Consider the following 23,201-nt stretch of genomic DNA (forward strand, 5'->3'; position numbering starts at 1 on the left):
GTCTTTTTGAATAGAATTCAGAAAGACGTTTTTTTTTAGTTTAAAGCATAAGAATAACCAATTTCAAGCCCTAAAATATTATAACCATTATTTGGTTGTTGAAAGTTTAAGTTAGAAACATGCCCAAAATTGGTTCCTAAATATATAAAAGAATTGGTAAATGTTTGATGGGAAAATCCTACAGAAAAATTTTCTATAAATGTAAATCCTTTTGCAATTCGTTCTGTTCTTGTATCAATATAATTAAAACCTAAACTTATAGTCCCTTGAAAATTTAATTTTTCTGTTAATTGTTTTTTTACAGCAATACCAAATTCTATACCATATAAATTCATGGTTTTCGCTTTCGTGAATTCAGCTCTTTTTTCTAAATAATTTTCTTCACTTGGTAAGACAAATTGCTCATTTATTAATTGATGATCTAAAAACTGAACTTGGGGTTGCACAATTAATTCAAAATTAAGATTTTTCCAATTCCCTAGCTTATAAAAAGCTTGTGCTTTAAAAGTATTTGTAGAATATGTATAATCTACATCATCAAAAATTAAATTTTCATTTGTACCATAATTGTATAAAAACCCAATTTTACTGGGTTTTAAAGTAGATTTTTTTTTCTCTTGACTGTAAGTTGTCGTGAAAACAAAAAGTATAATTAAAATAGTATGGCTTTTTCTCATGTAAAAAAGTAAGTAATAATTAATTTTTAACTAAACATTTTAGCTGCTTTTTCAGCCTTTCTATTTTCTGAATAATCATAAAAACCTTCACCAGATTTCACACCTAATTTTCCTGCATTTACCATATTTACCAATAACGGACAAGGTGCATATTTAGGGTTTTTAAATCCTTCGTACATTACGTTTAAAATAGACAAACAAACATCTAAACCAATAAAATCTGCCAATTGTAAAGGGCCCATTGGGTGTGCCATTCCTAACATCATAACCGTGTCAATTTCGGCAACGCCGGCAACTCCATTATATAAAGTTTCAATAGATTCGTTAATCATTGGCATTAAAATTCTGTTGGCAACAAAACCTGGATAATCATTAACTTCAACTGGAATTTTATTTATTTTTTTACTCAAATCAACCGTAAAATTCATTACATCATCAGAGGTATTGTAACCTCTAATAATCTCAACTAATTTCATAATCGGTACCGGATTCATAAAATGCATTCCAATAACTTTTTCCGGTCTTTTAGTAACTGCAGCAATTTGAGTTATAGATATTGATGAAGTATTTGTAGCTAGAATTGTTTCTGCATCACAAACTTCGTCTAATTCTTTAAAAATTTTTGCTTTTAAAACTGCATTTTCAGTAGCAGCTTCAACCACTAAACTCGTATTTTTAACACCTTCTTTAATAGATGTAAAAGTAGAAATATTGGTTAAAGTTTGTGCTTTATCTGCTTCAGAAATTTTTTCTTTAGCAACCATTCTATCCAAATTTTTGGTAATTGTTGCCATTCCTTTTTTAAGAGCAGCATCAGAAATATCAATTAATTGAACTTTATAATTAAATTGCGCAAATGTATGTGCAATTCCATTTCCCATAGTTCCTGCACCAATTACAGCTATATTTTTCATACTAAAAAGCCCATCTTAACCTTCCTAAAGGGAAGGAATTCTTACTTGGGTAAATAAAAATTTTGTTATTAAATACTCTCTATAAATTTCATAAAATGATAATTTTAGAGTTTAAACATTTATTATTAAAGTCTATCCTCAACTCTGTTTCCTTCCCTCTGGGAAGGATTAAGGATGGGCTTTAATAACTATCAATTACCATTTGTGCAATTCTTAAAGCTTCAGCACCATTTCTTAGAGAAACTATTGGTTCTGTGTTGTTTAAGATAGCATCAGCAAAAGTTTCTAATTCGTCTAAAATTGCATTGTTATTTGTAACTTCTGGATTGTCAAAATAAATTTGTTTTTTAACACCTTCAGCATTTTGTAAAATCATTGCATAATCATCAGGATTTTCTGGAACATCTTTCATTCTTACAATTTCTGCTTTTTTCTCTAACATATCTACAGAAATATACGCATCCTTCTGAAAAAAGCGACTTTTACGCATGTTTTTCATAGAAATTCTACTTGCTGTTAAATTAGCAACACAACCATTTTCGAACTCAATTCTTGCATTTGCAATATCTGGGGTATCAGAAATAACAGAAATTCCACTTGCATGAACATTTTTAACTTTCGATTTTACAACAGAAAGAATAATGTCAATATCATGAATCATTAAATCTAAAACAACAGGAACATCTGTACCTCTTGGGTTAAATTCTGCCAATCGATGTGTTTCTATAAACATTGGGTTTACAATCATATCTTTTGCTGCAATAAATGCCGGATTGAACCTTTCTACATGACCAACTTGCCCTTTTACATGAAATTGACTCGCTAAAGTTTTAATAGCTTCTGCTTCTAAAACAGTTTTAGCAATTGGTTTTTCTATAAATATATGACAGCCTTTTTCAATTGCTTTTTTTGCACATTCAAAATGAGAAAGGGTAGGTGTTACAATATCTACAACTTCTGCAGCATCAATTAAATCATCAATAGAATTAAATAATTTATACCCGAATTCAGTAGCAACTTTTTCTGCATTTACAGTGTCTTGATCATAGAAACCAATCAAGTTATATCTTTTTGATTGTTCTAATAAACGCAAATGAATTTTTCCTAGATGACCTGCACCTAATACTCCAACTTTTAACATAATGTTTCTGTTTTTGTCATTGCGAACAAAGTGAAGTAGTCTTTTTTATAAAAAAAAATACTTCGTCATTCTATGCTTTTAGCAAGTAAGTTCCTCGTAATGACTTTAATTTTAGTGATTTCCAATTTTTTTAAATCGGCAATAACAAATATACAATTTTATAAGAATTTATTACTATTTTTAAACCCTAGAAATCTACCAAGAATTGAAAGACACCCAAAAACATCAAGGACTTAGAAATCAGTTAGCTACTGTGTTAAAAGCAAAAGGAATTACAGATAAGAATGTATTAAACGCAGTCAAAAAAATTCCTAGACATAGCTTTATAGATTCTAGTTTCGAATCTCATGCATATCAAGATAAAGCATTTCCTATTGCAGCAGATCAAACAATTTCACAACCTTATACAGTTGCATTTCAATCGCAAACTTTAGAAATTAAAGCAGGTGATAAAGTTTTAGAAATTGGTACAGGTTCTGGCTATCAAACGGCTGTTTTATTAGAGTTAAACGCAATTGTCTATTCAATAGAAAGACAGCACGAGTTGTTTAAAAAAACCTCTTTATTTTTACCAAAATTGGGATATAAACCAAAGAAGTTTATTTTTGGAGATGGTTATAAAGGTTTGCCAGAACAAGCACCTTTTGATAAAATTATTGTTACTGCTGGTGCTCCTTACGTTCCAAACCCTTTATTGGCACAATTAAAAATAGGAGGAAAGTTGTTAATTCCTGTTGGCAATGAAACGCAAATAATGACCTTGTTTATAAGAAAATCTGCCAAAGAATTTGAAAAACACGAATTAGGTGATTTTGCTTTTGTGCCAATGTTGGAAGAAAGAAATTAAATTTATTCTTCTACTTTTCCTAAAGAACCACTTTTAGTTGGCGTAAGTTTATAGGTATAATTTGGTTTTAAATTATCAACAGATCTGTGAGAAACAAAAAGAATTGTTGTATCGCTTTCTTTTGCAATTTTATTAATTAAAGCTACAATTATCGAAGTTTCTTGGTTATTTAAATTGATTAAAGGTTCATCTAAAATTAATAAAGGTGGATGTTTAATCATAGATCTTGCAATTAAAACCAATCTTTGTGTTGCTGTGGTTAAGTTTGTAAAAGGAGTTTCTTTTTTAGTTTCTAAATCTAATAATTTTATCCATTGTTCTGCAAGTTGAATTTGTAAATTACTAGGTGATTTGTATAAACCAATGCTATCAAAAAAACCAGAAATAATCATTTCATTAACAGTAGTTCTTCTTTGAAATAACTCTAATATTGACGGACTGAAATAACCTATTTTTTCTTTTATTTCCCAAACACTCTCACCAGAACCTTTTTTTTTGCCAAACAAATAAATATCTTGTCCGTAAGCTTTTACGTTGTTACCATAAATCATAGACAAGATGGTTGTTTTTCCAGAACCATTTGGGCCAATTAATTGCCAAAATTCATTTTTATTGATGGTCCAATTTATGTTGTTTAAAATACAATTCTCATCATAATTAACAGAAACATTTTGTAAGGATATTAATTGATTTGATATATTTTTATAAAAAGTAATAGGTTTAGGAATCGTACCTTTAAAATCAAAATTATTTTCTTGAAAAGTATGTTTTTCTATTGGGTTACTTGAAGTGATTTCGTTGTTTTCAACTTCTAAAATGTGTGTAATTACTGGTAAAAGTTCTTCTTTTCTATTAAAAATTTGAATTAAAATAATTTCTGAAGATAACTTTATAAGTTTCTCTTTTAAATCTGCAACAGCTTTTACATCTAAGCTCTCAAAAGGACTGTCTAAAATTAAAAAATCTGGTTTTTGTTCAAATAAATAATTAAGTAGTGCTTTTTTTTGTTCTCCACTAGAAAAAGAACGAATACTTCTGTTCTCTTTAAAAGTTAATGTTTTTGTATTGTATCTTGCTTCTTTTTCTATAAATTTCTCTAAAACAGAAACAGAAAATAAAAATCCTTTTTTATTCTTTAAATTAGGTAAAGAATGAGTGTTATTTAAAAATCTATCAACTAAATTACTATTAGTTGATAGATTTTCATTTTTAATTGCAAAATGGATTTTCTCCATAGTTATTTAATAAATTATTAGTGAAGAAATTTACTCTGCTCTTTCCCAATAAGAGGTTTTACCAATTAAAGCAAATCCTATAAATCCTCTTATTTTTAGTTTATTTGCTCCTTCAAGTTTAATGTAGCATTTGTATACTTTTCCATTTCTTGGATCTAGAATTTTTCCTCCAGACCATTCGTCACCATCTTCTTCTAAGCCAGTTAAAATATTTAAACCCAAAATAGGTTTGTCTTTATTTTTTCCTTCGCACAAATCACAAACAGCATTTTTTCTGTCAGGATTTTTAATTTCTATAATTTTAGCATATGCTTTTCCGTTTTCCTCATAAACTTCAACAACGGAATCAATTTTGCCAGTGTCATCATTTCTTGAATTCCATTTTCCAAAAATGGTTTGTGCATTTATAGAAACGCTTATTGTAATTAAAAGAACTGTTAATATTATTTTTTTCATGTTTTAAGTATTTAGAAATTAGTTAATTATTTTTTTTAAATAGTTGTAATCGATTTAATATTTAAACGAATAATTATGCTTAATCATATTTAGCATTAAAATTATTGTCCCATTTTCCTTGAACTTTTAAAACTTGTTCAATAATATCTCTTACACAACCTTCGCCACCTTTTTTGTAAGAAATATATTTAGATATTTTTTGAATTTCTGCTGCAGCATCATTTGGGCAACAAGATAAACCAACCAATTTCATAACAGGAAAATCTGGAATATCATCACCCATATACAACACATTTTCTGGTTTTAAATCGTACTTTTTTACCAATTCATTGTATTGCTCTATTTTATCATGAGCACCTAAATAAATGTCTTTAATACCAAGATTTGCTAAACGAGTTCTTACTCCTTCATTATTTCCGCCAGAAATAATACAAATATTTAAACCTTTATCAACCGCCGTTTTTAAAGCATAACCATCTTTAATATTCATGTGTCTTATAAGCTCGCCGTCTGGCATTATAGTAACCATTCCGTTTGTAAGAACGCCATCTACATCAAAAATTAAAGTATTTATATTGGGTAATAATTGTTTGTAACTAATTTCCATTTTGGATTGATTTTGTTAAGATTTTATAAATTTCTTGTTGATTTATATCCAACAAATTTAAGTGATTTTTAATTGTTCTTTTATCATTTCTAACTGCGGGTCCTGTTTGTGCTTTTTCTGGTGATAAATATTCAATTTTTGATGCTGTTTCTTTAATCAATGGCTGTAAAATTTCAAACGGAACATTATTTTCTATGCAAATATCATTCCCAATTTTATACATGTGATTTGTAAAGTTATTTACAAAAACGGCAGCAACATGCAATGTTTTTCTTTGTTCAGAATTTATAGAATAGATTTTTTTTCCTATTGATTTTGCTAGCGTTTCAAGTAATTTATAATCTTCTTTACTTTCTGATTCTAAACAAAAAGGAACTTTAGAAAAATCGACATTTTTATCTTTTGAGAAAGTTTGCAACATATAAAAAACACCTTTTCTAGTATTGTTCTTTAAATCATTTATAGAAACACTGCCAGAAGTATGTACCACAAAATTATTTGTAATTTTTGATGAAACTTCAGTAATAGCGTCATCAGAAACAGCAATTATTGTTACATCCGCTTGCGGAATTTTATCCAATTCCCTAGAGCTGATTTGTGTAACTTTTACTGCATCAACATTTAAAAAAGCGTCATATAAATGAGTTGCTACATTTCCTTTTCCAACAAGTAAAACTGATATCATATTACGAAGATATTGTTTTTTTGTAGAAACTAATCAATCGAATTTCTTAAATTAGCTGATATAAAATTTCTTAAATGGATAAAAATAAAAAATTAGGTGTAAATTCAATATGTGTTCACGTTGGTGAGGTAAAAGACGAGCAATTTAAAGGTGCCATTTCGCCAATTTATATGTCAACTTCCTATGCTTTTGATGGTGTAGATGTAAAACGATATCCGCGTTATTTAAATACGCCAAATCAAGAAATGTTGTGTAAAAAAATTGCTGCGTTAGAGCATACAGAAGATGCGTTAATTTTTAGTTCTGGAATGGCTGCAATTTCTAATGCAATGTTAGCTTTTTTAAAAAAAGGAGACCATGTAATTATTCAGCAAGTAATTTATGGCGGAACCTATAATTTTGTAGTAACTGAATTTGAGAAATACGGAATTGAATATTCTTTTACAGAAAGTGATAAAGCTGCTGATTTTAAGGCTTTAATCAAAAAAAATACAAAAATTTTATATATAGAAACACCTTCAAATCCGTTATTAGGAATTACAGATATGAGGGCAATTGCTGATACTGCTAAAGAAAAAAATATCATCACAATGATTGATAACACGTTTGCATCGCCTATCAATCAAAATCCTATTGATTTCGGAATTGACATTATTTTACATTCCGCAACAAAATATATGGGTGGTCATTCTGATATTTCTGCGGGAGCAGTTGCAGCATCCAAAGAACATATTGAATTGATTTGGAAAACAGCCATTAATTTTGGAGGAAATTTAAGCGATCAAACAGTTTGGTTGTTAGAAAGAAGTTTAAAAACCATGAATCTGCGTGTAAAAGAGCAAACTAAAAACGCTCAAATTATGGCAGAATATTTTGAAAATAATGCGGATATTGATAGGGTTTATTATCCAGGATTAAAAAGTCATCCACAATATGAAATTGCAAAAAAACAAATGAAAGGTTTTGGCGCCATGTTGTCTTTTGAGTTAAAAGAAGGAATTGATGCTATGAAATTTCAAAATAGTTTACAATTGATAAAACCATCGATGAGTTTGGCCGGTGTAGAAAGTACAACAGTTAGCCCAACACAAACTACACATGCATTATTGAGTGAAGAAGAGCGTTTAGAAAGAGGAATTAAAGATGGGTTAATTCGTTTTTCTGTGGGAATTGAAGAAACAGACGATTTAATAGTAGATATTGAACAAGCTATAAAAAAAGCGAAGAATTAAATCTTTGCTTTTTTTCTTAAATCAGTATTAAAAAAGATACCAAATTGTAATCTATCTAAATGAAGATCACTAATATAATGGCCTAAATAACCAATTTCTAAAGCAATATTTTTTGATGCTTTTATTCCAAGAGCAGAATAAAATCTATTTTCAGCATATAAATTGCCTTTAAAATTTAAGAAAGATTCATTACTAGCTGTTAGGTAAAATGTATTGTTTAAAGAAATTTTTGTTCTTAATCGATATCTAACTCTATGAATTAAACTATTATTTCCTAGTGTATTTAAATGTCTGTGCTCAACTCTTACACGATGATCAAACGGTAAGTTTAACAAACTAAATTTGTAAGAAATTTGTTCGTAATGTCTGTTTTCTATAGTATTAGGGTCAATATCTTCATCAAAAGTTTTATCTATATCTAAATACATATACCCTAATGTTGTTGTAAATTTCTTAGAAAGTTTATAATTTGCGGTAACAGTGTAAAGTACTAAATTATAATTTTTAAGTGTTTGATAATTGTGTTCTTCAAAACCAGTTAGTATGCTCCAATTCGTAGAAATTTTGTGAGTTCCGTAAATATAATACCAACTTCCAAAGTTTCTTTCTGCTTTTGTTTGTGCATTAAAATTTGTAAATGAAATAAAAAGAAGAAAGGTTAGGAGTGTCTTTTTCATAATTTTAATAAATTTAAAAAAGGCTAGGTTTTCTTTTTTTGAAAGAAAACCTAGCCTCATATAAAGAAACTTTTCTACTACATGTGATCTAATTGGTGGTGCTCATCAATTAATGGACCTCCTTCAATAATATGATCTGAAGCTTCATTTGCAAATTTCTCAAAGTTTAAGTGGAAGAAATGTGCTAAGTGAATTGCTTTACTAATGTATGCACTTTTGTTTAACCAAGTATTCATTGGGTTTAACATTTCTGTAGGTACATTAGGGCAGTATTTTGGCATAAATAATCCGAAAATTGGGTGTTGTTCAAATTCGATATTATCTAAACTTCCTTTTAAGATTTCTCCAATCATTGCTCTTGTATATTTTAATTTAATACGAGAACCAGTTCCGTAAGGACCTCCAGACCATCCAGTGTTAATCAACCAAACATTTACACCAGCTTCAGTCATTTTTTTACTTAACATTTCAGCGTATTTTGTAGGGTGTAATGGCATAAAAGGTTCACCAAAACAAGCAGAGAAAGATGGTACAGGCTCTGTAATTCCTGCTTCTGTTCCTGCTACTTTTGCAGTATAACCAGAGATAAAGTGGTATGCAGCTTGTCCAGGAGTTAATTTAGAAACTGGAGGTAGTACACCAAAAGCATCTGCTGTTAAAAAGAAAATATTTTTAGGGTTGTTTGCGTATGATGGTACTGCAATATTATCGATGTTATAAATTGGGTAACTTACACGTGTGTTTTGCGTAATAGAACCATCCATATAATCTACTTCCCCATCTTCTTTAAATACTACATTTTCTAATAAAGCACCTGGCTTAATAGCTCTAAAAATATCTGGTTCTTTTTCTTCTGATAAGTCGATAACTTTAGCATAACAACCACCTTCAAAGTTAAAAATAGTGTTATCAGCAGTCCATCCGTGTTCATCATCACCAATTAATTTTCTTGTAGGATCTGCAGATAAAGTTGTTTTTCCTGTTCCAGATAATCCGAAGAAAATTGCAGTATCTCCATCTTCACCAACATTTGCAGAACAGTGCATTGGTAATACATTTTTTTCTACTGGTAACACCAAGTTTAATGCAGAGAAAATTCCTTTTTTAATTTCTCCTGTATAACCAGAACCACCAATTAAAGCAATTTTATCTGTAAAGTTAATGATAGAGAAATTTCCTTGACGTATACCGTATGCTTTTGGATCATCACAAACATAACCAGGAGCACATAATACTAACCAGTCTTCATCAAAATTAGCTAATTCTTCTTCAGTAGGTCTTAAGAACATATTAAATACAAAAGAAATAGACCAAGGGTATTCTGCTACTGTTCTAACATTTGTTCTGTAAGTTGGGTCTGCACACACATAACCATCTTTAGCGTATAATTCTTTATTAGATAAATAATTTGTAACGTTTGCTTTTAATTTATCGAAGTTTTCTTGAGAAACGGGTTTGTTGGTTTTTCCCCACCAAACTTTGTCTGCAGTATAGTCATCTTTTACTATAAATCTATCTTGAGGAGATCTACCAGTAAATTTACCAGTGTTTATAGCTAAAGTTCCATTTTTGGTTTCTCTACCCATACCTTTTTCAATAGTAATTTTTTGAAGTTCTTCGGTAGGTAAGTTCCAATTTACAGTTACATTTTTTAGTCCGTAAGTTTCCATGTTTCTGTTGGTTTCCATAATTTAATTTTATAGGTATTAATTAATGTTTATTACAATTGCCATCTGATTGGCTTCTATATTATTTTTTTTTGATATTGTAAAATTACTCACATTATACAGTTTGTTTTATGACATATATCATACCTATACCATGCCGTTAATTTTTATGATAATCCTAACAAAAAGAAGTCAATATTATATAAAATTAAATACGAAAACGTAATAGAAATAATTTCTTATTACGTTTCTTTAAAAAATGATTATTTTTGATGATTCATTTTCTTGTTTTATTGTAGAATAATTAATAAAATGATGAATTTGTTGTCTATTTTAAGGGCATTAGATTGGTTTTTATAATAAAAACTGATAAAACATTAATATATCTTAATTAAGTAAATTATATATGAAACTAGATATTTTGGCTTTTGGAGCCCATCCAGATGATGTAGAATTAGGTTGTGGAGCAACCATTGCAAAAGAAATTTCTTTAGGAAAAAAAGTAGGAATTGTAGATTTAACAAGAGGTGAGTTAGGTACTCGTGGCTCTGCAGAGTTAAGAGATGTAGAAGCTGCAAATGCTGCTAATATTTTAGGAGTTTCTGTTCGTGAAAATTTACGTTTTGCAGATGGGTTTTTTGTAAATGATAAAAAGCATCAATTAGAAATTATAAAAATGATTCGTAAATATCAACCAGAAATAGTTTTGTGCAATGCAATTGATGACAGACATATAGATCATCCAAAAGCAAGTAGTTTGGTTTCTGATGCTTGCTTTTTAAGCGGATTAATAAAGGTAGAAACTGAAATTGATGGCAAGTTACAAGAAAAATGGAGACCAAAACAAGTGTATCATTATATACAATGGAAAAACATTGAACCAGATTTTGTAATTAATGTTACTGGTTTTATGGATGTTAAAGAGAAATCTGTGTTGGCTTATTCTTCTCAGTTTTATGATCCTAAAAGTAATGAGCCAGAAACGCCTATAACAAGTAAGAATTTTACAGATAGTATTAATTATAGAGCAAGAGATTTAGGCAGGTTAATTGGTGTTGATTATGCAGAAGGCTTTACCACAGAGCGTTACGTGGCAATTGAAAATTTTAGTAAATTAATTTAATATTTTCTTTTTTATAAATAGAAAAAAGATTTATATTTGCACCCGCAATTATATGGTGGTTGTAGCTCAGTTGGTTAGAGTATCGGTTTGTGGTACCGAGTGTCGCGGGTTCGAGTCCCGTCTTCCACCCAAAAAACAAAGTCTTCTCAGAAATGTGAAGACTTTTTTTGTACATATAAGTATCGATAGAATTATAATTTTTGCTAGTTAAAATTATTTAAAGCTTCAATTACTTCATTTCTTTTTCTTATAGAAACCGGTATATTACTTTTGTCTTTTAACATCAGATATCCTCCATCAGATTTTATAAATTCTTTTATATATTTTATGTTTATTAAATGACTTTGATGCACTCTTAAAAATCCGTTTTCTTTTAACATATCAGCAAAATATTTTAAAGTTTTTGAAACCAATATTTTTTGATTGTTTTCTAAATAAAAGGTTGTATAATTATTGTCTGATTTACAACGTATAATTTCTGAAAGCTGTACAACAATTATTTTTTCTGATGTGTGTAAAGATATTTTTTGATTTGCAGAATAAGGATTGTTTATAGCTTCTTGCAAAACGTCTAATTGTTCTTTGTTAGGTTGTATTTGTTTTTTCGCTTTTTCAATTGCATTTGTTAAATCGTCATTAGAATAGGGTTTTAAAATATAATCGATAGCTGCAAATTTAAAAGCCTTAATAGCAAAAGCATCACTTGCTGTAACAAATATTATTTTAGATTGTAAATTAGGTACAATTTCTAAAATATCAAAACCAGTTCCGTCTCCTAACATTATGTCTAGAAATAAAATATCTGGTTGTTTTTTCTGTAATAATTTTGCAGCTTGAATTACACTGGCTGCTTTTCCTATAATTTCTATTTCTGGGTGGTATTTTTCAATATCAGAACATAGCATTTCTAAAGCTACAGGAATATCATCTACTACAATCGATGTAAGTTTTTTCATTTTTAAGACAATTTTTCTAATTTAAAAACAGTAATTTCTGGTCTTACGTTAAATCGAACAGGAATAAGACAACCTAAAGCTCTGTTGATATAAAGCGTTCTTCCGTCGTTTAAATTAATTTCTCCTGCATTATATTTTTTGTTTTTTACAGGTAAAATTAACGGATTTAAAAAAGGAGGTTTTACTTGTCCGCCATGCGTATGTCCAGCTAAAATCCAACCTTTATAATTATTCCAAACATCTAAATCACAAACATCTGGATTATGGCATAAAACTAAATTAGCATTTTCAGAATTGTATTTGTCCATTATTTTCTTCGGATTAAAATTTAATCCCCAAAAATCATCCAAACCAATAATGTTTAATCCATTAAAATTAAATTCGGCATTGCTTAAAATTTTAACTCCAGCACTTTGTACAATAGATGTAATTTTATTTGCAACGTTTTGCTGAACCCAATCATGACCATAATCGTGATTTCCTAAAACGCCAGCAGTTCCTAATTTTCCTGTTACACTATATTTAAAAACTTCTTTTAATTGCGCAAATTGTTCATTGGTATCATAAGAAACAAAATCTCCTGTATACACAACAAAATCAGGATTTAATTTTTGCGCTTTTTTAAAAGAATCGATTATATATTGATAATTAAATTTATTACCAACATGAATATCGCTAATTTGAATGAGTGTTTTACCAATTAAATTTTCTGGTAAATTTTTAATGGGCATTTTTTTTTCTACAAATTCTAGCCAATAAGGTTCTACTTGCCAGGAATAAATTCCGCCTAAAAAACTTGCTCCAAGAGTTCCATAAATGGTTTTTTTAATAAATTTTCTTCTTTTCATTAGAAATCTGTTTTTAACGGAATTTTAAACCAAACTTTGGTTCCTTTTATCATAGAGTTTTCAACGATTTCATTAATCGTAAATGAACTTTTGTTAGAAATGTGTGTAATTCTTTCTTTGGATACTTTTAAAGCCAAAGAATTATGATTAGAATTAGATTTTCCTTTTTTAGATTGATCGATTCCGATGCCATTATCGATGATAGAACAATTTAAAAAGTGATATTTTACATCAAAAGAAATAGTAATTATTCCTTTTGTATTTGCTTGAAAGCCATGTTTAATGGCATTTTCAATAAAAGGTTGCACTAACATTGTTGGAATCAAAATTTCTTCTGCATCAATGTTATTTAAATTTGTAATTATCTTATATTCAAAAGTTTTAGAACTCATTTTCTGCTCTAATTCTATATAATTTTTTAAAGATTCTATTTCCTCTTTTAAACTAATTTCTTCTTTTCTAGAGTTGTTTAAAATACTTCTTAATAAAACAGAAAATTGAGAAATAGTTGTATTTAATTCTGTTGTTTTTCCTGAGTTTCCAAGTGCTTTAATGCCGTTTAAAACATTAAATATAAAATGCGGATTCATTTGTAATTGCAACGCTTTTTGTTCTAAAGAAAGTAAATGGTTTTCTAATTTTAGGGTGTCTATTTTTTCTTTATTTTTCTTATTAAGATTTCTGATATAAAAATCTAATATTAAATATGCAATAAATAATAATAGTGCTATTGCAGCTAAAATGTATGTTGTTTTTTTATAAAAAGGCGCATCAATTTTAAAAGAAAAAGATTTTATTTTACTTTCTTCTTTATCAATTTTTGATTGAATTTTAAACGTATATCTTCCGGCATTTAAGTTTGCAAATTGTACAGAATTATTTGTAGACCAAGCAGAAAATCCATCAATTAATTGATATCTGTATTTAATTTTTTTAGGATTTATTAAATCAACTGTTTTAAAATAGATAGAAATATTATTTTCTGATGGTGAAAAATTTATAGCAATTTTACTATTTAAAAGTGAATCTACTTTTCGATTATTTACAAGTAAATTTTCAAAATAAATAACTGGCTTTTTATTATTTGAATTGTTATAATTGTCATTTTTAAGTTGGTATAATCCTTTATTTGTGGCAATCCAAATTGTGTTTTGATTGTCTTTAAAAACAGTATTTATTTCATCTGTTTTTAAAGAATTGTATTTGTTTATTTTTTGCTTAAATGAAAAGGAGGGAAGCGTAAAAATTTCAATTCCGTTTTTGTTGGAAGTTACCCAGATTTCATTTTTTAGTTTTTTTACGGATGTTATATTTTCTTGAAAAGAAATTGTTTTTTCAATAGCGTTTGCATTAATAGTTTTTATTCCATTTTTAAGCGTTGCAACAATAATTTCATTTTGAAAATTAGCAAGAGAAATAATGTAATTGTTATTTATTTTTTCAATTTTACTTGGGTTTTCTAAACGATTTAGTTTCCATAAACCTTTATTTGTTGCTACATAAAAAGCGTTATAAACAAAAATAATATCGTTAATAGAAGACTTGTTTATTTCTGTATTTATTTTAATTGTTTCTATATGATTTTTATAGATTTTGTAAACTCCTTCTTCAGTACCAACAAAAATAATATCATTAAAAATAAACGTTTTTAGTACTTTTTTAGATGCTAAAAAAACTTCTTTACTATGTTCTTTAATTAATAAACCGTTTTCTAAACCAGCATAAATTGTATTATTTTTAGTTGTTAAATTGGTTGTTTTTTGTTTGTTGATTTGAGTAAAATCATCACCATCAAATTTTACGAGTCCTTTTTCTGTGGCAATCCATAAATAACCAGTTTTATCTTGATGTATATCAAAAATAATATTGCTAGGTAAACCATCATCAACAGTAAAAAGTTGTAAATTATTTTGCTGAGCAAACATATTTACAAAAGCTAATAGAAAAAAAACAAGAAGATTTTTTTTATAAAACATCATATCACAAACTTACTAATTTAAACGTCATTATATAGTATTTTATATAATGACGTTTTTAAAATTACTTTCCCTTTCTCAATTAATTCATTGCATATAAACGTTTGTTATTGGTATCTGGTTTTACATGTTCTAATGCTCCGTAAGGTTTAATTAATGGTTTTAAAACAATTAAACCTGTCGTTTTTCCATAAATAGTAAACAAACTATTTTTAACTTTTGTAGTCCATCTAAATTTTTCTAATGGAATATTTAGTTTTACAAACTCTGCATATAAACTTTCTTTTTGCTGAATAAAATCTATAATTTCTTGTTGATTGCTAAAAGTTGGCATTTCATCATCAGAATTATGATAATCTAATTCAAATTTTATTGGAATCGAAAATTGAGTTGAATAAGCATCGCCAACATATCTTTCGTTTTTGTTATTTAAAGCGTCGTACCAATCGATATTTTTTTCTTCTCTATATTTTCTGGCAATTTCTTTTGATAAATCTACTTTTCCTGGTGAATTTGCTGTTGGATAAAAAACATAAAATGGTTTTGCCAAATAATGTTCTGTAAATTCGCCACCAAAAACTGAAAAGTAAGAAGAAGCAATTACACTTGGTAGTTCGTCTGAGCAAAAAGCATCTTTAAAAGTATTCATTAATTCGATGTTTTCTCCTAAACCATTTGCGTGAAAAATTATCTTAGAATTTGCGTTTACACTTTCCTTTAAAATTGGTAAAGTTCCTTTTGTAATATTTTTTCGTAGTGATTCTGCTGTAATTTTTTCGCCTTTAACAACAGTTTCTAAAGTCATACCTTTATAAGGATTGCTTTTGTTTACAATATGAATTTCGCCATACGGATTTTCGCTTTCATTTTGATTTAGCCAATTAATTATTTCTTCTAAAGAATATTGATCTTCTACAATTTCAAAATCTTTTTCTGTAAAATAAGTTCTTGCATTGTTATAAAAAGTTTCATCATCAATATCAAAACCAGTAATAAAAACTAAAGGTTTTCTAGTAATAATTTCTTCTTTAACATTTGAGTTTATATGGTCGTAAACGATGGCTGTTTCAGATTCATTTTTTGCAATTTTTGTTGTTCTATCGCAATTTATAAAAACGCTAGATGTTAAAATAATTGCTGCAACGATTCCTAATTTTTTAAATACTTTTTTCATAATTTCTACTTGTTTAAATGTTAATACACTGTAAAAGTAGTACTGAAAATTACTTAAATTTTGGCTGTTTTAGAATTCGTTAAAGTTAGATTAGAATTCGTAGATTATTTAGTGTAACGAATGTTTTAGCCCTGATTGAACGGCTTGTTTGAGCTCTTTTCTTTGTGCTGATTTTTTTCAGCACAAAGAAAAAGCGAGTAGTGAAAGCAGGAAATAGCTTCTAAAAAAAAGAATTAATTTATAATTTCTCTGCTAAATATTTTGCCGTAAAAGAGGTTTTATTTTTGGCTAAATCTTCTGGAGTTCCTTGAAAAATAAGGTTTCCACCTTTTTTACCACCTTCTAAACCAAGATCTATAATGTAATCTGCACATTTTATCAACTCAATATTATGTTCAATCACAATAATAGAATGACCTTTGTTAATTAAAGCATTAAATGACGCTAATAATTTTTTAATATCATGAAAGTGTAAACCTGTTGTTGGTTCATCAAAAATAAATAAAGCTTTGTCTTTAGTAATTCCTTTTACTAAAAAGGATGCCAATTTTATTCTCTGCGCTTCACCACCAGAAAGGGTAGAAGAAGATTGCCCTAATTGCACATAACCTAAACCAACATCTTGCAAAGGTTTTAGTTTTTTTGCAATTTTAGTGACTAAATTTTCCGAGAAAAATTCAACAGCATCATCAATTGTTAATTTTAATATATCGTCGATAGATTTCCCGTCAAACTTAACTTCTAAAACTTCTTTTTTGAAACGTTTTCCATTACAAGCGTCGCATTCTAAATGTACATCTGCCATAAATTGCATCTCGATGGTTACAATTCCGTCTCCTTTACAAACTTCACAACGACCGCCTTCTACATTAAAAGAAAAATGTTTTGGTTTGTAATTTCTTATTTTTGCTAATTTCTGATTAGAAAATAATGCTCTAATATCGTCATAGGCTTTTATATACGTTACCGGATTTGAGCGAGAAGAACGTCCGATAGGATTTTGATCTATAAATTCTACATTTTTTATATTTTCAAAATCGCCTTTTATTTCTGTATGTTGACCAATTTTATCTCCAAAACCATTCAGTTTTTTTTGCATTGATGGATATAAAATATTTTTTATCAAGGTACTTTTTCCAGAACCAGAAACACCTGTTATAACTGTTAATCCGTTTAGCGGAAAAGTAACATCGATATTTTGTAAATTATGTTCTCTTGCGCCAATAATTTGGATACTATTTTTTGAAGTTCTTCGTTTTTTAGGAACCTCTATTTTTAAATCTTCATTTAAATATTTTGCAGTTAAAGATTCAGATTTTAAAATTTTGTCAAAATTTCCTTCCGCAACAACATGACCACCATAAGTACCAGCTTCTGGGCCAATATCTATAATGTAATCTGCTTCTCTCATGATATCTTCATCATGTTCTACTACAATTACCGTGTTACCTAAATTGCGCAAATCTTTTAAAACTTTTATCAATCTTTCTGTATCTTTTGGATGCAAACCTATACTTGGTTCATCTAAAATATACATAGAACCAACTAGAGAACTTCCTAAAGAAGTTGCCAAATTTATACGCTGACTTTCTCCGCCAGAAAGTGTGTTAGAAGTTCTGTTAATGGTTAAATATGACAAACCAACATCCGTTAAAAAAAGAAGTCGATTGTTGATTTCTGTTAACAAACGTTTTGCAATTTTTTCTTCGTATTTGTTTAGTTTTATATTCTTAAAAAAGACTGCTAATTCATCTAACGGAAGCGTAACTAAATCAGAAATAGTTTTTTCATTTATTTTTACATAATTTGCTTCTTTTCGCAAACGTTTACCGTTACATGTAGTACATTTTGTTTTTCCGCGATAACGAGAAAGCATTACTCTATTCTGAATTTTATAGCTTTTTTCTTCTAGAACTGAAAAGAAATGATGAATACCGTTAAAAGATTTATTACCATTCCAAACCAATTCTTTTTGTTTATCAGTTAACTGAAACCAAGGTTTATGAATAGGAATATCAAACTGATACGCAACAGAAATTAATTCTTCTTTATAGTGTATGTAAGATGGCGTTTTAAAAGGAAAAATACAGTCTTCCATAATAGATAAACCAGTATTTGGTATTACTAAATCTTCATCAATACCAATTACATTTCCGTAACCTTCGCAAGTTGGGCAAGCGCCATAAGGATTGTTAAAACTAAATAAATGTGTGTTTGGTTCTAAAAAAGACATGCCGTCTAAGTCGAATTTATTGCTAAACTCAGAAACCTTGTTATCTGCTAAGTTTTCTATAAAGCAAACTCCTTTACCTTCAAAAAAAGCAGTTTGTATTGCATCTGCCAATCGGTTATAAAAATCTTCATCATCTTTAGTAACAATTCTGTCTACCACTAAATATAATGCTTCATTTTTGTAATCATCTATTGGGAAATCGCCAATTCTATAAACTTTTTCATTCCATTTTAAACGAGCATAACCTTGCTGTTCTAAAACTTGCAATAAGGTTTTTAAATCTCGGCTTTCATCTATAATGATTGGTGCAAGCAGTAAAAGTTTTGTTTTATCAGCAAACTTTTTTATAAAATTAACAACATCAGAAACCGTATCTTTTTTAACCTCTTGATTAGAAATAGGAGAGTAAGTTTTACCAATTCTTGCATATAAAAGTTTTATATAATCGTAAATTTCTGTACTTGTACCAACTGTAGAACGCGGATTTGTAGAATTTACTTTTTGCTCAATAGCAATTGCTGGGGCAATACCTTTAATATAATCTACTTTTGGTTTGTTTAATTTTCCTAAAAACTGACGCGCATAAGAACTTAAACTTTCTACATAACGTCTTTGCCCTTCTGCATATAAGGTGTCAAAAGCTAAAGAAGATTTTCCAGAGCCAGAAAGTCCAGTTATTACAACAAGTTTATTTCTAGGTATTACAACATCAATATTTTTTAAGTTATGCAATTTTGCACCTTTAATAATGATGTTTTCTTTAGGATTTATTGTAGAAAGATCGGTCTTCATTGTTCAAAAAATATAAGCTATAAAAATACCATTATTTTCATTTACTAAAAAAAAGAATGATATTGAATTTGTTAAAATATTTGTTGGATGAAAAAATATTTATATATTTGAAGACTTAACAATCACTAAACAAGACGCATATAGTTAAAAATTACTTTTATTTTATTAATAAATAAATCTAAAAAAGAAAGAAACTTTTCTTTCTTTAAAAGTAGTTATGATGCGTATACAAAAAGAAACAGATAGTAGTTTAATAAAGGGTTACATTAATGGTAATGAAGCTTTTTTAGAGGTCTTAATTAAAAGACATCAACATCGTTTATATAGTTTTATTTTTAGTAAAATTAAAGATAAAGATCTTACAGAAGATATTTTTCAAGACACTTTTATAAAAGTAATTAAAACGCTAAAAAAAGGAAATTATAATGAAGAAGGTAAATTTTTACCTTGGGTAATGCGTATTGCTCACAATTTAGTAATCGATTATTTTAGAAAAAATAATAGAATGCCTAAATTTAAAAATACAGACGATTTTGATATTTTTTCTGTTTTAGGTGATAACAACCTTAATGCAGAAAAACAATTGATACAAGATCAGATTTTTGAAGATGTAAGAGATCTAATAAAGGGTTTGCCAGAAGAACAAAAAGAAGTTTTAGTTATGCGTATGTATAAAGATATGAGTTTTAAAGAAATAAGCGAAAATACTGGGGTTAGCATTAATACAGCTTTGGGTAGAATGCGCTATGCTTTAATAAATATGCGAAAATTAATAGAAAATAATAAAATTATTTTAGTAAACCAATAATAAAAAGAAAAAAGCATCGTTAGTAATTTTATAACCAAGAGATTAAATAACTTTATATGATGCAAATTTACTCAAAAAAGTCTTCTGATTTTCAGATGCAACCAAAACAAGAAACAGTTCAATTTTTGATTGATTTTTCCAAATCATTAACTTTTGTAAAAACCAAATCAAAAGGTCTTATTGAATTGAATTTGAATTAAGAGAGGAAAGCTTCAATATTAAATATTGGAGCTTTTTTTATTTGATGTGAAAGAGAAATAGAGAAATCTAACAAGATTCAACCAACAACGAACAACCAACAACGAAGAACGAAAAACTTACAAATGCCTACTCCCTTCTTTAAACACTTTCACTCCTGCTTTTAACATTCGTTTTAGCTTAATAGAAGGTTGGTAATTGATGCTAAATTTTTTAATATTCTTTTTAGGAGACAATTCTTCTGGTGTTGAAGCTGCCACGCCTTGCAAGCCCATTTTAAATTTACCCACATCTCCCATATCTATAGCATAACCATCTTGCAAGTAAAAATTCATTTTAATACCCAATGCAATAAGCACCGCTTGCACATCTACTTGGTGTAAACTACATTCGTTACTAATATCAACACTTAATTTGTCTAAATCTATGGTGCCCTTGCTTATGGCTTGTAAAATGTATTGTGGGGTATTATTTTGAATACTGTTATTTCTTTTGGTAATTCTGTACTGTAATGCCATTTTTTTTGTATATTGTATGTTATTGAGAAATATAAGGCTAATGCGCTGTTAATTAGCTATTTCTCAAATATACTACAAAAAAGAGAATAAAATACTAGTATGTTTGCTCTAAAATACTAGAACTTTACGTAAAAAATACTACAATATTTACCAAAAAGCCTATATAGTTTGTGTCAAAACTAAGGTAGCTCTGTGCCAAAAGTTACTATAGTTTGTACCAAAAGTTAAGCAAGTTTTACAATTGCCTCTTGTTGTAATAATAATTGGGCTTTGATGGATGTTGTATTGCCTCTTGATGTAAGTTGTAAGAGAACCTTTAAAGCATTAAATTCTACTTATATATACACCAAACTTTTAATTTATACTGCTAGTTTATATAAAACGATACATACAAGAGGTGTCTATTATTTTTTTGGACTTACCTTGGTTAGTAGACTGCTTTTTCTTACATTTATTTCTTTATCTTTTTTGGGTAAAATTGCTAAAAATGATTAACTGTTTTATGAACAAGAATAACATATCAGAATCTGATACTTGTGCCAATTTTATAGACCCTAAATTATCAGAAAGTCAATGGGAATCGATTCATATTGTTCGTGAATACTAATTTATAGATGGTAGAAAACTTTTAGGAAACAAAAGAGGTAAGCGACTATTTTTAGACTACTTATTAAAATACAATAACACCAATTTAGCAATCGTTGAAGCAAAAAAGCTTGGAGATCATCCAACAAAAGGTTTACAACGAGCCTTAGATTATGCAGAAAAACTTAAAATCAATTTTGTATATTCTACCAATGGAAAGCTGATTTTATTTCATATCCATCAACATTTACATTATATCAGCAAAGATATACTGCTATTTTCATCGAAATTTGTGGTATGGAAAATATATTAGTAGCAGGTGCCAATGGTACCACAGGAAAAAAAATAGTAAACTTATTAGAATCATCTCAATACTTTAATCCAGTGGCAATGGTTCGTAAAAAAGAACAAGAAAAGCAATTTTTAGAAAGAAACATACAAACCGTTTTAGCAGATTTAGAAGGTGATGTTTCTCATACAGTTCATAATATTGATAAAGTAATATTTGCTGCAAGTTCTGGAGCAAAAAAAGTAAAAGAGGTAGATGAAAATGGCGCAAAGAAATTAATTGCAGCAGCTGAAAAACAAAACATCAAAAAATTTGTAATGCTAAGCTCTATGGGGGCAGATAACCCAAAAGAAGCAGAAAATTTACAAGAGTATTTAGAAGCGAAGCATAATGCAGATGAGTTTTTAAAACAAAGTAATTTAACCTATTCAATTGTTAGGCCAGGTTCTTTAACAAATGATAAAGGTTCTGGAAAAATTGAATTAAAACATAAACTAAATAAGCAAGGAGAAATTAGTAGAGACGATGTTGCACAAACTTTAGTAAGAGTTTTACACGATACTGCAGAAGTAGATGATACTTTCGAAATTATTAAAGGAGATACATTAATAGGTAAAGCAATACCTCAATAACAGCCCCTTTAATTCCCCAAAGGGGAAAATATTCCTCTTTTAACACAAAACAACCTTAAAATTTCTATTGTAATTTTAAGGTTGTTTTGTATAAAATAATCTGTAATTGCTGTATAAACAACATTTTTCTCTGTGAATCTCAGTGTAACTATTTCTATAAAAATCAGTGTAAATCTGTGAAATCTGTATCAAAATAATAAGAGCATCCTTAAAATTAGAGGCTACTTTTTAGCTTTATTATAATCACTCAAAACCGATTTTCTACCAATTGTTTTTGTAATGATGTCTTTTTCTAAATCCCAACCACGAGCAGGCGAATACTCACGACCATACCAAATAATTTGCAAATGCAAATCGTTCCATAATTCTTTAGGAAACAAACGTTTTGCATCTTTTTCTGTTTGCGCAACACTTTTTCCGTTGCTCAAATTCCAACGAAACATTAATCTTAAAATATGTGTATCCACAGGAAAAGCAGGAACACCAAAAGCCTGACTCATTACAACGCTTGCTGTTTTATGACCAACTGCTGGCAATTCTTCTAACCCTTCAAAACTTTGCGGAACTTGGCCGTTATATTTATCAATTAATATTTTTGATAAACCATAAATTCCTTTGCTTTTCATTGGCGATAATCCGCAAGGTCTAATAATCTCTTTAATTTCTTCTACAGACATTTTTACCATATCAAAAGGATTATCCGCTTTAGCGAACAATAAAGGCGTAATTTTATTTACACGAACATCTGTACATTGTGCCGATAATAAAACAGCAACTAATAAAGTATACGGATCCTTATGGTCTAAAGGAATAGGAATTTCTGGATATTTTTCTTGAAGTGTATCAATTACAAATTGTACTTTTTCTTGTTTGGTCATAAAATGAGTTATAAAGTTGTAAAGTTAAAAAGTTGTAAAGTATAAATCCTTAT

General features: G+C 28.5%; 21 protein-coding genes, 1 tRNA gene and 1 pseudogene. 7 read left to right on the plus strand and 16 right to left on the minus strand.

Going from position 1 to position 23,201, the window contains the following annotated elements; genetic code table 11:
- Nucleotides 1-35 precede the first annotated feature (35 nt).
- The 3 genes from BLT70_RS17400 to BLT70_RS06290 form a co-directional block, all read right to left on the minus strand.
- The gene (locus BLT70_RS17400) at nucleotides 36-677 is read right to left on the minus strand and encodes an acyloxyacyl hydrolase (protein ID WP_231962838.1); all 642 of its coding nucleotides are present in this window, start codon (nucleotides 675-677) and stop codon (nucleotides 36-38) included.
- A gap of 26 nt (nucleotides 678-703) precedes the next feature.
- Complete coding sequence (locus BLT70_RS06285; RefSeq protein ID WP_091892702.1) at nucleotides 704-1,591, minus strand: 3-hydroxyacyl-CoA dehydrogenase family protein; 888 nt, start codon at nucleotides 1,589-1,591, stop codon at nucleotides 704-706.
- Nucleotides 1,592-1,772: 181 nt separating this feature from the next.
- A complete protein-coding gene (locus BLT70_RS06290) occupies nucleotides 1,773-2,732 on the minus strand; it encodes a Gfo/Idh/MocA family protein (protein ID WP_091892704.1) in 960 nt (319 codons plus the stop codon).
- Nucleotides 2,733-2,937: 205 nt separating this feature from the next.
- Between BLT70_RS06290 and BLT70_RS06295 the strand changes: the two genes are divergently transcribed.
- The gene (locus BLT70_RS06295) at nucleotides 2,938-3,579 is read left to right on the plus strand and encodes a protein-L-isoaspartate(D-aspartate) O-methyltransferase (RefSeq protein ID WP_091892706.1); all 642 of its coding nucleotides are present in this window, start codon (nucleotides 2,938-2,940) and stop codon (nucleotides 3,577-3,579) included.
- Nucleotides 3,580-3,581: 2 nt separating this feature from the next.
- Here the strand turns inward: BLT70_RS06295 and BLT70_RS06300 are convergent, their stop codons facing one another.
- The 4 genes from BLT70_RS06300 to BLT70_RS06315 all read right to left on the minus strand — a co-directional run bounded on the left by BLT70_RS06300 (nucleotide 3,582) and on the right by BLT70_RS06315 (nucleotide 6,562).
- Nucleotides 3,582-4,814 (minus strand): ATP-binding cassette domain-containing protein, encoded by a 1,233-nt coding sequence (locus BLT70_RS06300; protein WP_091892708.1) that lies wholly within the window; start codon nucleotides 4,812-4,814, stop codon nucleotides 3,582-3,584.
- Between the two features lie 30 nt (nucleotides 4,815-4,844).
- Entirely contained in the window at nucleotides 4,845-5,270 is a 426-nt protein-coding gene (locus BLT70_RS06305) for a DUF2147 domain-containing protein (protein WP_091892711.1), read from the minus strand.
- Between the two features lie 79 nt (nucleotides 5,271-5,349).
- Nucleotides 5,350-5,877: an HAD family hydrolase gene (locus BLT70_RS06310; RefSeq protein WP_091892713.1), complete on the minus strand. Its 528-nt coding sequence runs from the start codon at nucleotides 5,875-5,877 to the stop codon at nucleotides 5,350-5,352.
- On the minus strand, nucleotides 5,867-6,562 hold the full coding sequence (locus BLT70_RS06315; RefSeq protein ID WP_091892715.1) for a Rossmann-like and DUF2520 domain-containing protein: 696 nt from the start codon (nucleotides 6,560-6,562) through the stop codon (nucleotides 5,867-5,869). Before BLT70_RS06315 ends, BLT70_RS06310 begins: the two co-directional genes overlap by 11 nt.
- Before the next feature lie 74 nt (nucleotides 6,563-6,636).
- Between BLT70_RS06315 and BLT70_RS06320 the strand changes: the two genes are divergently transcribed.
- The gene (locus BLT70_RS06320) at nucleotides 6,637-7,794 is read left to right on the plus strand and encodes a PLP-dependent aspartate aminotransferase family protein (protein ID WP_091892717.1); all 1,158 of its coding nucleotides are present in this window, start codon (nucleotides 6,637-6,639) and stop codon (nucleotides 7,792-7,794) included.
- Here the strand turns inward: BLT70_RS06320 and BLT70_RS06325 are convergent.
- A complete protein-coding gene (locus BLT70_RS06325) occupies nucleotides 7,791-8,471 on the minus strand; it encodes a DUF2490 domain-containing protein (protein ID WP_157691841.1) in 681 nt (226 codons plus the stop codon). The genes BLT70_RS06320 and BLT70_RS06325 overlap by 4 nt on opposite strands.
- 77 nt (nucleotides 8,472-8,548) lie before the next feature.
- Nucleotides 8,549-10,159, minus strand: coding sequence for a phosphoenolpyruvate carboxykinase (ATP) (gene pckA / locus BLT70_RS06330; protein WP_091892721.1), 1,611 nt, complete (start codon nucleotides 10,157-10,159; stop codon nucleotides 8,549-8,551).
- 385 nt (nucleotides 10,160-10,544) lie between these two features.
- On the opposite strand from pckA, the gene bshB1 reads away from it, so the two are divergent.
- Together bshB1 and BLT70_RS06340 are read left to right on the plus strand one after the other, a co-directional pair.
- Complete coding sequence (bshB1, locus tag BLT70_RS06335; RefSeq protein ID WP_091892723.1) at nucleotides 10,545-11,261, plus strand: bacillithiol biosynthesis deacetylase BshB1; 717 nt, start codon at nucleotides 10,545-10,547, stop codon at nucleotides 11,259-11,261.
- A 54-nt stretch (nucleotides 11,262-11,315) separates the two neighbouring features.
- Nucleotides 11,316-11,391 (plus strand) — tRNA-His (locus BLT70_RS06340).
- Between the two features lie 73 nt (nucleotides 11,392-11,464).
- On the opposite strand, the gene BLT70_RS06345 is transcribed toward BLT70_RS06340, so the two are convergent.
- The 5 genes from BLT70_RS06345 to uvrA form a co-directional block, all read right to left on the minus strand.
- Nucleotides 11,465-12,217, minus strand: coding sequence for a LytTR family DNA-binding domain-containing protein (locus tag BLT70_RS06345; RefSeq protein ID WP_091892725.1), 753 nt, complete (start codon nucleotides 12,215-12,217; stop codon nucleotides 11,465-11,467).
- A gap of 2 nt (nucleotides 12,218-12,219) precedes the next feature.
- Nucleotides 12,220-13,065 (minus strand): metallophosphoesterase, encoded by an 846-nt coding sequence (locus BLT70_RS06350; RefSeq protein WP_091892728.1) that lies wholly within the window; start codon nucleotides 13,063-13,065, stop codon nucleotides 12,220-12,222.
- On the minus strand, nucleotides 13,065-14,990 hold the full coding sequence (locus BLT70_RS06355) for a sensor histidine kinase (protein WP_172824395.1): 1,926 nt from the start codon (nucleotides 14,988-14,990) through the stop codon (nucleotides 13,065-13,067). Before BLT70_RS06355 ends, BLT70_RS06350 begins: the two co-directional genes overlap by 1 nt.
- Nucleotides 14,991-15,123: 133 nt before the next feature.
- Nucleotides 15,124-16,215 carry a hypothetical protein gene (locus tag BLT70_RS06360; RefSeq protein WP_091892732.1) on the minus strand — a complete coding sequence of 364 codons (1,092 nt, stop codon included), beginning with the start codon at nucleotides 16,213-16,215 and terminating at the stop codon, nucleotides 15,124-15,126.
- 238 nt (nucleotides 16,216-16,453) lie between these two features.
- On the minus strand, nucleotides 16,454-19,240 hold the full coding sequence (uvrA, locus tag BLT70_RS06365; protein WP_091892734.1) for an excinuclease ABC subunit UvrA: 2,787 nt from the start codon (nucleotides 19,238-19,240) through the stop codon (nucleotides 16,454-16,456).
- Between the two features lie 220 nt (nucleotides 19,241-19,460).
- Between uvrA and BLT70_RS06370 the strand changes: the two genes are divergently transcribed.
- Nucleotides 19,461-20,048 (plus strand): RNA polymerase sigma factor, encoded by a 588-nt coding sequence (locus BLT70_RS06370; protein WP_091892737.1) that lies wholly within the window; start codon nucleotides 19,461-19,463, stop codon nucleotides 20,046-20,048.
- 317 nt (nucleotides 20,049-20,365) lie between these two features.
- On the opposite strand, the gene BLT70_RS06375 is transcribed toward BLT70_RS06370, so the two are convergent.
- On the minus strand, nucleotides 20,366-20,764 hold the full coding sequence (locus tag BLT70_RS06375) for a DNA-binding protein (RefSeq protein ID WP_091892739.1): 399 nt from the start codon (nucleotides 20,762-20,764) through the stop codon (nucleotides 20,366-20,368).
- Between the two features lie 502 nt (nucleotides 20,765-21,266).
- On the opposite strand from BLT70_RS06375, the pseudogene BLT70_RS17560 reads away from it, so the two are divergent.
- Nucleotides 21,267-21,569 (plus strand): annotated as a pseudogene (locus tag BLT70_RS17560) (type I restriction endonuclease subunit R); the annotation flags it as partial.
- 77 nt (nucleotides 21,570-21,646) lie between these two features.
- Complete coding sequence (locus BLT70_RS06390; protein ID WP_091892742.1) at nucleotides 21,647-22,270, plus strand: SDR family oxidoreductase; 624 nt, start codon at nucleotides 21,647-21,649, stop codon at nucleotides 22,268-22,270.
- Nucleotides 22,271-22,491: 221 nt separating this feature from the next.
- On the opposite strand, the gene nth is transcribed toward BLT70_RS06390, so the two are convergent.
- Nucleotides 22,492-23,148: an endonuclease III gene (nth, locus tag BLT70_RS06395; RefSeq protein WP_091892744.1), complete on the minus strand. Its 657-nt coding sequence runs from the start codon at nucleotides 23,146-23,148 to the stop codon at nucleotides 22,492-22,494.
- Nucleotides 23,149-23,201: the final 53 nt, after the last annotated feature.

Origin of the sequence: Polaribacter sp. KT25b (genome assembly GCF_900105145.1) — a bacterium.
Classification (GTDB): Bacteria; Bacteroidota; Bacteroidia; order Flavobacteriales; family Flavobacteriaceae; genus Polaribacter.